13 protein-coding genes are annotated in these 12,164 nt (G+C 69.8%); 8 read left to right on the top strand and 5 right to left on the bottom strand.

Annotated features, from left to right (window positions below; translation table 11 throughout):
- The coding region (locus C4U03_RS32980; protein ID WP_103943599.1) for a Rieske 2Fe-2S domain-containing protein at nucleotides 1-997 on the top strand (997 nt) is incomplete at its 5' end.
- A gap of 43 nt (nucleotides 998-1,040) precedes the next feature.
- Here the strand turns inward: C4U03_RS32980 and C4U03_RS32975 are convergent.
- Nucleotides 1,041-1,652 (bottom strand): TetR/AcrR family transcriptional regulator, encoded by a 612-nt coding sequence (locus tag C4U03_RS32975; RefSeq protein ID WP_103943598.1) that lies wholly within the window; start codon nucleotides 1,650-1,652, stop codon nucleotides 1,041-1,043.
- Between the two features lie 106 nt (nucleotides 1,653-1,758).
- Between C4U03_RS32975 and C4U03_RS32970 the strand changes: the two genes are divergently transcribed.
- Both C4U03_RS32970 and C4U03_RS32965 read left to right on the top strand, forming a co-directional pair.
- A complete protein-coding gene (locus C4U03_RS32970; protein ID WP_103943596.1) occupies nucleotides 1,759-2,934 on the top strand; it encodes an NADH:flavin oxidoreductase in 1,176 nt (391 codons plus the stop codon).
- A gap of 69 nt (nucleotides 2,935-3,003) precedes the next feature.
- Nucleotides 3,004-3,756: an SDR family oxidoreductase gene (locus C4U03_RS32965; protein ID WP_103943594.1), complete on the top strand. Its 753-nt coding sequence runs from the start codon at nucleotides 3,004-3,006 to the stop codon at nucleotides 3,754-3,756.
- Between the two features lie 199 nt (nucleotides 3,757-3,955).
- On the opposite strand, the gene C4U03_RS32955 is transcribed toward C4U03_RS32965, so the two are convergent.
- Complete coding sequence (locus C4U03_RS32955) at nucleotides 3,956-4,744, bottom strand: SDR family NAD(P)-dependent oxidoreductase (RefSeq protein WP_103943592.1); 789 nt, start codon at nucleotides 4,742-4,744, stop codon at nucleotides 3,956-3,958.
- Between the two features lie 187 nt (nucleotides 4,745-4,931).
- Between C4U03_RS32955 and C4U03_RS32950 the strand changes: the two genes are divergently transcribed.
- Nucleotides 4,932-5,807 (top strand): LLM class F420-dependent oxidoreductase, encoded by an 876-nt coding sequence (locus C4U03_RS32950; protein WP_103943590.1) that lies wholly within the window; start codon nucleotides 4,932-4,934, stop codon nucleotides 5,805-5,807.
- Nucleotides 5,800-6,291: a nuclear transport factor 2 family protein gene (locus tag C4U03_RS32945; RefSeq protein WP_103943588.1), complete on the top strand. Its 492-nt coding sequence runs from the start codon at nucleotides 5,800-5,802 to the stop codon at nucleotides 6,289-6,291. Before C4U03_RS32950 ends, C4U03_RS32945 begins: the two co-directional genes overlap by 8 nt.
- A gap of 191 nt (nucleotides 6,292-6,482) precedes the next feature.
- On the opposite strand, the gene C4U03_RS32940 is transcribed toward C4U03_RS32945, so the two are convergent.
- Together C4U03_RS32940 and C4U03_RS40765 are read right to left on the bottom strand one after the other, a co-directional pair.
- On the bottom strand, nucleotides 6,483-6,788 hold the full coding sequence (locus C4U03_RS32940) for a hypothetical protein (protein WP_327374127.1): 306 nt from the start codon (nucleotides 6,786-6,788) through the stop codon (nucleotides 6,483-6,485).
- A 145-nt stretch (nucleotides 6,789-6,933) separates the two neighbouring features.
- A complete protein-coding gene (locus C4U03_RS40765) occupies nucleotides 6,934-7,077 on the bottom strand; it encodes a hypothetical protein (RefSeq protein ID WP_200827642.1) in 144 nt (47 codons plus the stop codon).
- 182 nt (nucleotides 7,078-7,259) lie between these two features.
- Between C4U03_RS40765 and C4U03_RS32935 the strand changes: the two genes are divergently transcribed.
- The 3 genes from C4U03_RS32935 (at nucleotide 7,260) to C4U03_RS32925 (ending at nucleotide 10,089) form a co-directional block, all read left to right on the top strand.
- The gene (locus C4U03_RS32935) at nucleotides 7,260-8,063 is read left to right on the top strand and encodes a sulfite exporter TauE/SafE family protein (protein ID WP_235018289.1); all 804 of its coding nucleotides are present in this window, start codon (nucleotides 7,260-7,262) and stop codon (nucleotides 8,061-8,063) included.
- A gap of 445 nt (nucleotides 8,064-8,508) precedes the next feature.
- Nucleotides 8,509-9,243, top strand: coding sequence for a TetR/AcrR family transcriptional regulator (locus C4U03_RS32930; RefSeq protein ID WP_103943607.1), 735 nt, complete (start codon nucleotides 8,509-8,511; stop codon nucleotides 9,241-9,243).
- 171 nt (nucleotides 9,244-9,414) lie between these two features.
- Entirely contained in the window at nucleotides 9,415-10,089 is a 675-nt protein-coding gene (locus C4U03_RS32925) for a phytanoyl-CoA dioxygenase family protein (RefSeq protein ID WP_200827640.1), read from the top strand.
- 417 nt (nucleotides 10,090-10,506) lie between these two features.
- Here C4U03_RS32925 and C4U03_RS32915 read toward each other — a convergent pair whose 3' ends face one another.
- On the bottom strand, nucleotides 10,507-12,150 hold the full coding sequence (locus C4U03_RS32915) for a protein kinase domain-containing protein (protein ID WP_160147176.1): 1,644 nt from the start codon (nucleotides 12,148-12,150) through the stop codon (nucleotides 10,507-10,509).
- Nucleotides 12,151-12,164: the final 14 nt, after the last annotated feature.

Below are 12,164 nucleotides of genomic sequence, written 5' to 3'. Positions count from 1 at the left end.
GTTGAACGTGTTGGACGCCTACTGCCGGCATATGGGCGGTGATCTGAGCCGAGGCGAGGTCAAGGGTGATGAGATCGCCTGCCCCTTCCACGACTGGCGTTGGTCCGGTAACGGCCGGTGCGTCAGGATTCCCTACTCCCGCCGGGTGCCGCCGCGGGCGCGGACCAGGTCCTGGATGACCCTGGAGCGCAACGCGCAGCTCTACGTGTGGCACGACCCGCAGGGCGGTCCGCCCCCGCCGGAGGTGACGATCCCGGAGATTGCTGAGGTCGGGTCGGGCGAGTGGACCTCCTTCACCTGGAACCGGCTGCTGATCGAGGGTTCCCACTGCCGTGAGATCGTCGACAACGTCGTGGACATGGCGCACTTCTTCTACGTCCACTACTCGTTCCCGACGTACTTCAAGAACGTTTTCGAAGGGCACATCGCCAGCCAGTACATGAACGGCAGGTCCCGCCCGGACGTGGACCTGGGCACCCACTACTCGGGTGAGGAGCGGGTGAGCGTCTCGCAGGCCTCGTACTACGGCCCGTCCTACATGATCAACCCGATGAGGAGCACGGGCGGTCAGGGCACCCTGGAGAGCATCCTGATCAACTGCCACTATCCGGTCTCACCGACCAGCTTCGTGCTCCAGTGGGGCGTGATGGTCAAGCGGCCCGCCGGGGTGTCGATGCAGGAGGCCGAGCAGTACGCCCAGGGGTTCGCGGCCGGAGTGGAGAAGGGCTTCCTGCAGGACGTGCAGATCTGGCGGAACAAGGCCAAGATCGACAACCCGCTGTTGTGCGAGGAGGACGGCCCCGTCTACCAGCTCCGCCGCTGGTACGAGCAGTTCTACGTGGACGTCGAGGACGTCACCCCGCAGATGACCCAGCGGTTCGAGTGCGAGATCGACACCGAGCGGGCCAAGGAGTTCTGGCAGAAGCAGGTCGAGGAGAACCTCGCCGCCGGCCGCACCGTCGGCCTCGAACCCGAGACGGCCGAGGCCAAGGACTGACACCACCCCCGCAGGGCGACGGCCCGCGCCGGCGCGTCCCTGATCAGGAACCGCCCTTGGGTGAGGGCGCGGTCAGGCCGGCGGTGATGAAGACGATGACGGTCTCGGTCTGGGGCAGTGAGACCGCGGTGGTCGGGGCGGGGGACAGGGAACGCCCGTAGATCTCCAGCAGCAGGGTGAACGCGAGCCGCCAGCGTTCGGCGACCTCGCGCACCGACAGCTCAGGCATCGCGCGCCCGAGCATCACCTCGAACGGGGCCGAGCCGAACCAGGGTGAGACGTGCGGCAGCCGCCACGCCGGCTGCACCAGCCGGGCCAGCAGATGGCACAGCATCCGCCCCTTCTCGGTGCGCGACAGCTCCTCGAACGGCTCCACGATGGCCGCCACCAGCTCGGCGACCTCGAAGGGCTCACCGGCCTGGGACCGCCCGGCGATGACCTCCAGCCGGTCTGCCCACAGCGGCAGCAGCTCCCGTTCCAGCAGGGCCGAGACCAGCCCCTCCCGCGAACCGAAGTGATAGTGGACCGCCCCCGGATTCAACCCGGCCGCGGCGTTGATGGCGCGGATCGACACCTGGTCGGCGCCCTTCTCCAGGAAGAGGTGTTCGGCGGCGGTCAGCAGCCGGTCACGCGTCGAGTCGGTCTCCTTGGTCATGCGGCCATTGCATCACAGGTCTTCACAGCACAAATCAATCAGTGATTGACTAGTGATGGGAGAGTGACTCCCGCCGCTCTGAGTCCCGTCACCAGGAGAACCGCGCATGAACGAGCAGCCGACCGTCCCCGAGGTGTTCGCCCCGGCACAGCTGGGCCCGATCACCCTGCGCAACCGGACCATCAAGGCCGCCACCTTCGAGGGCATGACCAAGGGCGCCCTGGTCACCGACGATCTGATCGAATTCCACCGGCGGCACGCCGCGGGCGGGGTCGGCATGACGACGGTGGCCTACTGCGCCGTGGCTCCGGAGGGCCGCACCGAACGCAACCAGATCTGGATGCGCCCCGAGGCGCTGCCCGGCCTGCGTCGCCTCACCGAGGCCGTGCACACCGAGGGCGCGATGGTCTCGGCACAGATCGGCCACGCCGGACCGGTCGCCAACGCCAGGTCCAACGGACTGGCGGCACTGGCGCCCTCCGGTTCGATCAGCCCGCTGAGCCTGCGCAGGACCCGCGCGGCCACCCGCGCCGACATCGAGCGGATCACCCGGGCGCACGCCGACGCCGCGCTGCTGGCCATCGAGGCCGGCTTCGACGCGGTCGAGATCCACATGGGGCACAACTACTTCACCAGCGCGTTCCTCAGCCCGCGGATCAACAAGCGGCAGGACGAGTACGGCGGCTCACTGGCCAACCGCGCCAAGGTCGCCCTCGGCGTGGCGCGCGCGGTCCGGGAGGCCGCCGGCGACCGCATCGCCATCCTCGCCAAGCTCAACATGGACGACGGCGTACCCGGCGGGCTCTGGCTGGACGAGAGCCTGCAGGTCGCCCAGTGGCTGGAACGCGACGGCGGCGTCGACGCCCTGGAGCTCACCGCCGGCAGTTCCCTGCTGAATCCGATGTACCTGTTCAGGGGAGAGGCGCCGGTTCAGGAGTTCGCCGCCACCTTCCCGCAGCCGCAGCGCCTGGGCATCCGGCTCATCGGCGGGAAGTTCATCCGCGCCTACCCCTACCAGGAGGCCTTCCTGCTGGAGAGCGCACGCCAGTTCCGGGCCGCCCTGAAGATGCCGCTGGTGTTGCTGGGCGGCATCACCGAGCGCGCCACCATGGACCGGGCGATGGCCGAGGGCTTCCAGTTCGTCGCCATGGCCCGTGCCCTGCTCCGTGAGCCCGACCTGATCAACCGCATCCAGAAGGAGCCCGCCACCCGCTCGCTGTGCATCCACTGCAACAAGTGCATGCCGACCATCTACACCGGCACCCACTGCGTACTCGCCTGAAAGACCAGAACCCGCGACCGGACCGTACCTGAGGGCCGTGATCACGGCCGAGCGAGGAGGAACGACAAGATGAGCGGACGGCTGTCCGGGCGGGTGGCCCTGATCAGCGGAGCGGCGTCGGGCATGGGCGCCTCGCACGCCCGCGCCTTCGTCGAGCACGGTGCGCACGTGGTGCTGGGCGACATCGCCGACGAGGCGGGCGGTGAACTCGCGGCGGAACTCGGGGAGGCGGCGGTCTACGTCCACCTCGACGTGACGCAGGCGGCGGACTGGGCGGCGGCCGTCGCCGAGGCGGTGGAGCGGTTCGGTGGGCTTAACGTGCTGGTGAACAACGCCGGCATCCTGGACGGCGGTCCGCTGGGCACCTACACCGAGCAGCAGTGGCGGCGGATCCTGGACATCAACCTCACCGGTGCCTTCCTGGGCCTGTCGGCGGCCCGCGACGCCCTGGTGGCGGCCCGCCCCTCCTCGGTGATCAACATTTCCTCGGCCGCGGGCATGCAGGGAGTGGCCGGGATGCACGGCTACACCGCCTCCAAGTACGGGCTGCGTGGCCTGACCAAGTCCGCGGCGCTGGAGTTGGCCGCCGACGGCGTGCGCGTCAACTCGGTGCATCCCGGCGCGGTCCTGACCCCGATGATCGCCGGGATGGCGGCCGAGTACGGGGTGAGCCAGGTGGATCGGACGCAGAGCACGCTCACCCGCATGGCCCTGCCCGAGGAGGTCACCGCCCTGGTGGTCTACCTGGCCAGTGAGGAGTCCAGCTTCTCCACCGGCGCCGAGTTCCTCGTCGACGGAGGCATGACCGCCGGCCCCAGTTGACCGTTCACCGGCGAAGGCCCCGGCCGCCGTCTCTCACTCCTTGGCGTCCATGCACCGGAGTCGCTCGGCGAAGACACCCTTGATCTCCTCGATCGCGAGGAGCTTCGCGACGGCGCTCAGCGTAAGCGTCGTGTCGGGTGCGTTCTCTGTCATGGGTTCCTCCGCCGAACGAGATACAGGGTGATGCGGAGGCGGTACGTCAGCGGCCGAGCAGCCGCTTGACGGCGTCCGCGTGGCTCTGGACGATCTGGCCGCGTGACATGCCGCTGTGGGCCTTCGCGGTCTTCAGATTGCCTCCCGCCACCCACACCGGCCCGTCCGCCAGGTGATCGAGCCCCTCCCGGGCGACGTCCTCGGGTTCGGCGACGTTGAGGCCGGGCAGGTCCAGCCGTAGCCCGGCCCGTTCCATCGCGGGCGTCCGCGTCACTCCGAGCACGAGTTCGAGGACGTGCACCCCGTGGGGCTTGAGCTCCAGCCACAACCCCTCGGCGAAGATCCGGCCGAACGCCTTGGACGCCGCGTACACGCCGATGTCCGGCTGACCGAGATAACCGGACAGTGAACCGACCAGTACGATGCCGCCTTTGCCGCGCTTCTTGAGCCTGGCGCCGAAATGCCGGGACATCAGAAGCTGGCTGGTGATGTTCAGGTCGATGACCTGCTGGAACCGCTCCAGATCCCCTTCGACGAACTCGGCGCCGTAGGTGTTGGCGCCGGCGTTGAAGATGAGCAGTCCGACCTCGACGTCATCGGACGCCCGACGGATCGCGTCGAAGGTCTGCGGATCGAGGAGGTCGGCCGCCACGGTCCGGACCTCGACGCCGTGCTCGCGGGCCCGGTCGGCCGTCTCCTGCAGCGGTCCGGGCTTGCGGGCGATCAGCACCAGGTTGATCCCGGCCGCGGCCAGCTCATCGGCGAACGCCGCGCCGACGCCTTCGGACCCTCCCGCGATGACGGCCCACGGACCGTAGACCCCCCTGTCGAGCATGCCGCTTCTCCTCTCGTCCGCCGGTGGGAGCACCGAAGCGGTGTCGCCTGGCTTCCAGAGGAGTCTTGGAGTCGGGCAGATGGGAGGCCAAGACGGAATCCCGCTGAGAGGGAGACGGAGCTGTCGGCCTCTGGTCGCGACGCATACCGTCGCCGCATCACCGTGGACCCTGAAGGGAGGGGGCTGGATGCGTGCCGGGATCATCAGTCCCGTGGTGACCCGCGTGCCGGGAGCGCATGCGGAGTGGGAGAGGTCGGCGGACATCGAGGACCTCGGGCGGATCGCCCGCGTCGCCGACGAGCTCGGGTTCGACCACCTCACCTGCAGCGAGCATGTCGCCGTCCCGGCCGAGGTCGCCGAGGTCAGGGGAGGAACCTACTGGGACCCGCTGTCGACTTTCGGTTATCTCGCCGCGTGTACCGGCCGGATCAGGCTGGCCACCCACGTGCTCGTGCTCGGCTACCACCACCCGCTTGAGATCGCCAAACGCTACGGGACGCTCGACCGGGTCTGCGGCGGCCGACTTGTCCTCGGGCTTGGAGTGGGGACCCTGCGCGAGGAGTTCGCCCTGCTGGGAGCGGAGTTCGAGGAACGCGGACGCAGGGCCGACGATGCTCTGGCCGCCCTGCGCGCCGCGCTCTCCCGGCGTGATCCGGAGTACCACGGCGAGTTCTATGACTTCTCCGAGATGATCGTGGAGCCGCACGCGGTCCAGCCCCGGGTGCCGCTGTGGATCGGCGGACGCACCCCGCGCTCCCTGCGCAGGGCCGTGCGGTCCGGCGACGGGTGGGTGCCGTTCGGTCTTTCCCCGGACGAACTGGCGGGAATGCTGGCCGCGGTCGATCTTCCCGAGGGATTCGAGGTCGTTCTGACAGCGGAGAGGATGCTCGACCCGATCGGTTCTCCCGAGGGCGTCGAACGGAGGCTGCGCGCTCTGGGCGCCGCGGGCGCGACCGTGGTCGGCGTGCGGCTCTCCGCGGAGTCGGTCGCGCACTACTGCGAGCAACTCGAGGCCCTCCACACGGTGCTCCAGGAAATCGATGGAAGGGTGGCACATGACTGATGTCGAACAGCGGCTGGCCGCACTGGAGGAGCGTCTCGCCCTGCTTGAGGAGGAGAGGGCGGTGGCCCGGCTGATCTCCTCCTACGGCCCGCTGGTGGACAGCGGCAGCGCCGACGCGGTCGCCGCCCTGTGGGAGCCCGACGGCGTCTACGACGTCGAGGAGCTGGTGATGACCGGCCGCGACGAGATCGCCGCCATGGTCCGCTCGGACGCCCACCAGGGATGGATCACGGGAGGAGCCGCCCATTTCGTCGGCCCGCCCCATGTGACCGTGACCGGCGACGAGGCCGTGGCGGTCGGCTATTCGCTCATGATCCTGCGGGACCGGAACGGGTTCGAGGTCCGGCGCGCGACCGCCAACCACTGGAGGCTGCGCAAAGGCCCCGACGGCTGGAGGGCCACCACGCGGACCGCCCGCGTCCTGGACGGCCGCTCGCAGGCGCGGGAACTGCTCGCCGAAGGCGTCACGGCCCCCGGCACCTGAGGAGAAGATCGTCGAGGAGCCGGCCCGGAAGAGCCCTCGGCGACGCTGAGAGCGCCATGCCGGCGTCAAGCAGCATCGATCCGGCCGGAGGCACTCGTCGCACCAGCGGAGCCGACATCGCAACCCGCACGACCGGCCACCGGCGTTGACTCGAGAGCGACTCACGCCGGCTTACCCGGCCGGACCCGACGTCACCTCTGGTCCTGAAGCCAGGCGTCGAACGTGGTCGGTGCGATACGGGCGTGCTCGCCCGGTAGCAGCACGTTGCCGGCCATCTCCGAGCCGAACAGCCCTGACCACGTCGGCACGAGCTTCACCTCTCGGCCGCGCGCCCGATGCGTACGCCGGGCCATGTCGACGAGGTCCTGCGGCTCGGGCCCCGCGATGTCGGTGTGGCGCCCCTGTGGCTCGCCCACCACGATCTCGGCCAGGATGGCGGCCACGTCCGCAGGCGCGATCGGCTGCACGAAGGACGCCCGGCCGCACGCGCCAGACACCGCGCAGTCCCGGCCATCCGCAGAAGGCGGCGCTCCGCTGTGATCGCGGCCCGCTGATACGGCCTGGACATGATCGCTTTGCCGCCCCTGCGGGTCAGCCGACGTGTCGGTGAGAACCTCATCATGAGCCCGAACCGAGCTGATCTCATTCTGCGACCTGGGGTTCGTTGAGGCTGGGCCGCGTCATGGCGTCCTGCCGGTGCAGCACGTCGAGGCGGCGATGCGGGCTGAATCCACGCGCCCGCCAGGACGCGACGAACGCCCCCACGCACTCGGCCTGATACTCCACCGGGTCCATGACCAGCGGCTCTGCGCCGCGATCGTCGACCGGCTCACCTGTGGCGGCGCCATCATCGAGACCGGCACCGAGCTCCTACCGCCTCGCCCAAAGCCGTGCCCGCGCCGAGGGGCATCCCGGCCCCTGAGCCACAGACCCCGGCCCCCGGCCGCTCGATGCCGATAGGGCATTCTTTGCTCGATGTCGGAGTCGTGGGCGTGATGGGGCAGGCGGAGCTGGTCGGATTCGCCGTCGGCGTGTTGATCGCGTTGGTCACCGCCCCGGTCGGTGTCTCAGGAGCGGTGTTCCTACTGCCGGTCCAACTCAGCCTGCTGAACGTCCCCAGCCCCGCGGTCACCCCGACCAACCTGCTGTTCAATGTTGTCGCCGGTCCCGGCGCCCTAGCTCGCCACCACCGGCAAGGAACCCTCACCGGCCCATTGACCCGGCTGCTGATCGCCGGAACCCTGCCCGGCGTCATCGTCGGGGCGCTCATCCGCGTCTTCGCCGTTCCCGGCCCCACCGTCTTCCGCGTCCTGGTCGGCCTGCTCCTGCTACCGCTGGGGCTATGGCTGTGCGCCCGCACCCTGCGACCGGTACGCGCGCACAATGATCCGCCGTCAACACGCTTCATCACCACGCTCGCGCTGGCCGTCGGCGCCGTCGGAGGCGTCTACGGCATCGGCGGAGGCTCCATCCTCGGCCCCATCCTGGTCGGCCGGGGCATGCCCGTCGCCCAGGTCGCCCCCGCAGCCCTGGTCTCCACCTTCCTCACCTCCGTGGTCGGCGCCGCCACCTATGCCGCGCTCTCCCTCACCACCTCCGGCGACATAGCCCCGATCTGGTCCATCGGCCTGACCTGCGGTCTCGGCGGCCTGATCGGTGGTTACCTCGGCGCACGCCTGCAACCCCGCCTCCCCGATGCCGCCCTGCGACTCATGCTTGGCCTTCTGGCCACCGCTCTCGCCAGCCTCTATCTCCTCCAAGCGATCCACTGACCGGCCCCTGAGACTGCGACCGTTGTCATCTCGCACCAACGTTTCGGCCTACAAGATCCCTAAGTGCTGCTCAAACCAACGAACGAACGCTGCCGCCTGTGACCAACGAAGCCACCCGGGGAAGGCCGACCGAACCGGACGGGCCGCATTGTGAGAGATTGACCGGCGCAGCCTGGTCCCGGGCGAGTGAACAGGTCGCCTTGCGGCCACCACAGCGTCACCCGGTCGCCCACGGCGGCCGCGCGCCCCCATCTCAGGTCTCCTGCCCGTTGTAGCACTGGTGGGCGCGCTGGGACAGACCCCACCACACGACCGCCCCCAGTACGGCCAAGACGCCGAGGATCCACCACTGCACGCGACATCTCCTTAGAGCTTATAGAATTCCTAGAGCCTCTAAGGAGGCATAGGGGCGCTAGGCTGCCAACATCGTTGAGAAGGGATGGTCATGGCCGTACAACCCGCCCGCCGGCGCGAAAAGCTCCGCCAGGCCACGCTCACCGAGATTCGGGAGGCGGCTCGCCGGTTGCTGACCACCCAGGGCCCCGCGGCCGTGACGATCAACGCCGTCGCCCGTCAGATCGGCATGAGCGGACCGGCGCTCTACCACTACTTCGCCTCACATGACGACCTGGTCGCGGCCGTGACCGCCGACTTCCTGCGCGAGCTGACCGCGGCGATGCAGGCCGCCCGCGACGCTCACGCCGCCGGCTCACCCGCCGAACGGCTGCTGGCCACCTGCCGCGCCATGCGCGAGTGGGCCACCGCTCACCCCGCCGAGTTCGGCTGGATCTTCGCCAGCCCCATCCCGACCACCGCCTCCGCCCGGCACCGCCCCGACACGCCCCGCAACCAGGCGGGACGGGATTTCGAGCTGGTCTTCCTCCAGCAGATCGAGGAACTGTGGGCCAGCGCTCCCTTCCCCGTCCCCGCGCCCGAGGACATGGACCCATCCGTACGGGAGCAACTGCGCGCCTACGCCACCACCCTGGGCCGCGAACTGCCCGTCGAGGTCCTCCACGTCGCCATGGCCTGCTGGATCCGGCTGTACGGGCTGCTGTGCATGGAGGTCCTCAACCAGCTCGACTTCGTCTACTCCGACCTCGCCCCGATCTACGAGGAAACCCTCCGCGACCTCACCGCCATGCTCGGGCTCGACTACCACCCACCCGCACCGGCCTGAACCAGCACCGATCACGACACTATGAACCGCCGCCCAGGCTGTGCCCCCCTCGTAGTGTGGAGATGTCGCCTTAGGGAACGGGGCGTAGGGGCGGAAAATGAGATGAGCCGAGAACGATGGCGGTCATACCTTTCTGCCGTGGACTCTTTCATACGTGACGGATTCATCAAGGTGCCCGCGGTGGTTCCACGCGAGGTCGCGGACGAGGCGCGCGCGAGACTGTGGGAGCGGATCGAACCGGTACCCGATGATCCTTCGACATGGACCCAACCGGTGGTCTGGACGGCGGACCTGACGGGAGAGGGACCGTTCGGGCAGATCATCACCAGCAAGGTCCTCGCTCAAGCGCTGGATGCCGTCGCAGGGCCTGAGGGCTGGGTGCCGGGGGGAGCGCTCGGCAACATCCCCGTCCGATTCCCGCACGCTGAAGCGTCCAACGATGACGGCTGGCACATCGACGCCAGCGTCCCTCTGCAGGACGGTCGGTGGGCGGTATCGGTCAGGCCCCACACGCTCCTGCTTCTGGTGCTGCTGTCCGACGTCGGCCCCGAAGACGCGCCGACCAGGATCCGGGTCGGATCACATCACGACCTCCCGCAGGTCCTCTCCGAGGAGCCCATGGACCCGTTCGCCGCCGGGCCGCTCGTCGACACCGCCACATCCGGTAGACCCCTGGCTTACGCGACGGGTGAGCCGGGGGACGCGTACATCTGCCACCCCTTCCTCGTCCACGCCGCTCAACGCAACCTGACCGGACGGCCCCGCTTCATGGCACAGGTGCCGATCTTCCTGGCCGAACCACTCGGCCCGGGCGGGCCGCCCGCCCTAGCGACGGTGTACTCCTGACCGACTCGCGCGATGAAGCACACGACCACCCTTGCCGCCGGCCGCGGCGTACTGCCGGACGAATCTGACGCCGTGGCAGGTCGGGCCGCTGTTCGGCATCTCGTACGCGGCCGCGCACGGGGTCGTGGATACGCCAACCTGGTCGCCGTTCCGGAGCCGGTGTCGTATGAGGCGGCGGCGAGCCCGGGGTGCCGGTTCGCGACCGCCTACCGGGCGTTGACCGGGTGTGCCTGGCTAACTGCCGGGAAGTGGGCGGCGGTTGTGGGCGCCGGTGGCGTGGGACTGAGCTCGGTGGTGATCGCTGCCTGCACCGTGGAGAGGGCACGTCTGCGCGCGTCCCTCGCAATCAGCTCGGCCAGATCAGCTCAGGCACATCCGGCCTGTTCCGCACCGGAGGGGATGCGCCGGCGCGGCCGGTCAGTCCAGGTGGGCAAGGACTTGATGTCGTTCCACCGTCCCCATGAGGCTCAGCAGGCGTGTGGCCCGGTCGGGATGGACGAGGAGGATCCGGGCCACCCGCCGGGCGTCCATCTGGTCCAGGATCGCGCCGACCCGCTCCCGGGGGATCTGCTGGACGAGCGCGGCGGCCTGTCGTGGGTCCGCCGGGAGACGATCCAGGACGGCGGCGGCCCGGCGAGGGCTCATTCGGCCCAAGACCCCTGCTCTGGCGGCCGGGGCCAGCGGCTTCAGCAGCCTGCCGACCTGCTGCGAGGTCAGGTCGTTCAGCAGCCGGGCCGCGTTCTGCGGCGGCAGTGCCCGGACGATCCACGCCGTGGCGGAATCGCTCGCGGGCAGTGCCTCCAGGATCGGAGCGGTGGCGCCCGTCGGCATCGCCGTCAGCAGCCTGGCGGCCCGGTCCGCGGGGATCCGCGCCAGCACGGCCACGGCCGTCTGGGGGCGGGCGTGGGCGAGCATCTCGGCGGCGAAGGCGTCGTCCACCCCGAGCACCACGGTGACGGCCTCATCCGATCCGGCCGCCAGGCGGTCCAGCCGCTGGGCGGACGCCCGGGGGCCCAGCTCCCGCAGCAGCGCCACGGCGTCGGCAGGGGTGTGGGCCACGATCGCGGCGAACCCCCGCAGCGAGCCGGGCCCGGGCGGTGTCGGTTCGCTGGACGGGAGGGGCTGCTCCGGCTCCATCTCCGAAATCCGCCCGTACGGCACCGTCCTTGCGGTTTCACCGGTGCTCCCGCCATCCGGCCGGGGCGGACGCGGCCGGCGTCGGGCCCGTTCCGCCTCCAGGATCCCGGCGAGCAGGTCCCGGGCCCGGTGCGCGTCCAGACGCCAGTCGGGGTCCTTGACCAGCAGCCCGGTGATCACCGGGGCCAACAGCCGCCCGCCCGTCAGGGGAGCGGGGTCGTCATTCAGCAGCGCGTGGATGACCTCCTCCATCTGATCCCTCTGAAAGGGCAGCCGCCGCTCCACCGCCTGGTAGAGCGTCACTCCCAGGGACCACAGGTCGGACGGTGCGCCGGTGCGCCCGCCGAACCGCTCCGGCGCCATATATCCCAGGCTGCCGACCAGGACGCTCTTGGTGGTCACCTGGTGACCGGCGATGGCGGCGTTGCCGAAGTCGATCAGCCGGACCCGCTGCCCCAGCGGTTCGCCCCGTGCGATGGCCTGCCTGATCAGGATGTTGCCCGGTTTGACGTCCCGGTGCACGACGTCCTGGGTGTGCGCGGCGATGAGTGCGTCGAGTACGGCCAGCCCGATCTCGGCCGCCTGGAGTTCGTTCAGGAGGGCGGGCCGGTGCTCGATCCACTCCGACAGCGGCTCGCCCGCCACGTACTCCATGATCAGCAGCGGCTCGTCCGGATTCTCGATCAGGTCCAGGATCTGCACGATGTTGGGGTGCTGCAGCCGGGAGATCGCCCGGGCCTCCCGCAGTACCCGGGCGGGGGTGATCAGGGGCCTGCCCTGGGGGGTCAGCAGGTCGGTGCGCAGTTGCTTGATCGCGACCTTGCGTTCCAGCTTGCGATCCCAGGCCAGCCAGACGCTGCCCATGCCGCCCTCGCCGAGCTTGCGCACCCGGTCGAACCTGCCGCCGCCGAACTGGTCCGCCACCTGGACACCCCCAC

The sequence above is a fragment of the Thermomonospora echinospora genome, from assembly GCF_900108175.1.
Taxonomy (GTDB): Bacteria; Actinomycetota; Actinomycetes; order Streptosporangiales; family Streptosporangiaceae; genus Thermomonospora; species Thermomonospora echinospora.
Note: the sequence above shows the minus strand (reverse complement) of the source record. Positions and strands in the feature narration are given on the sequence as shown.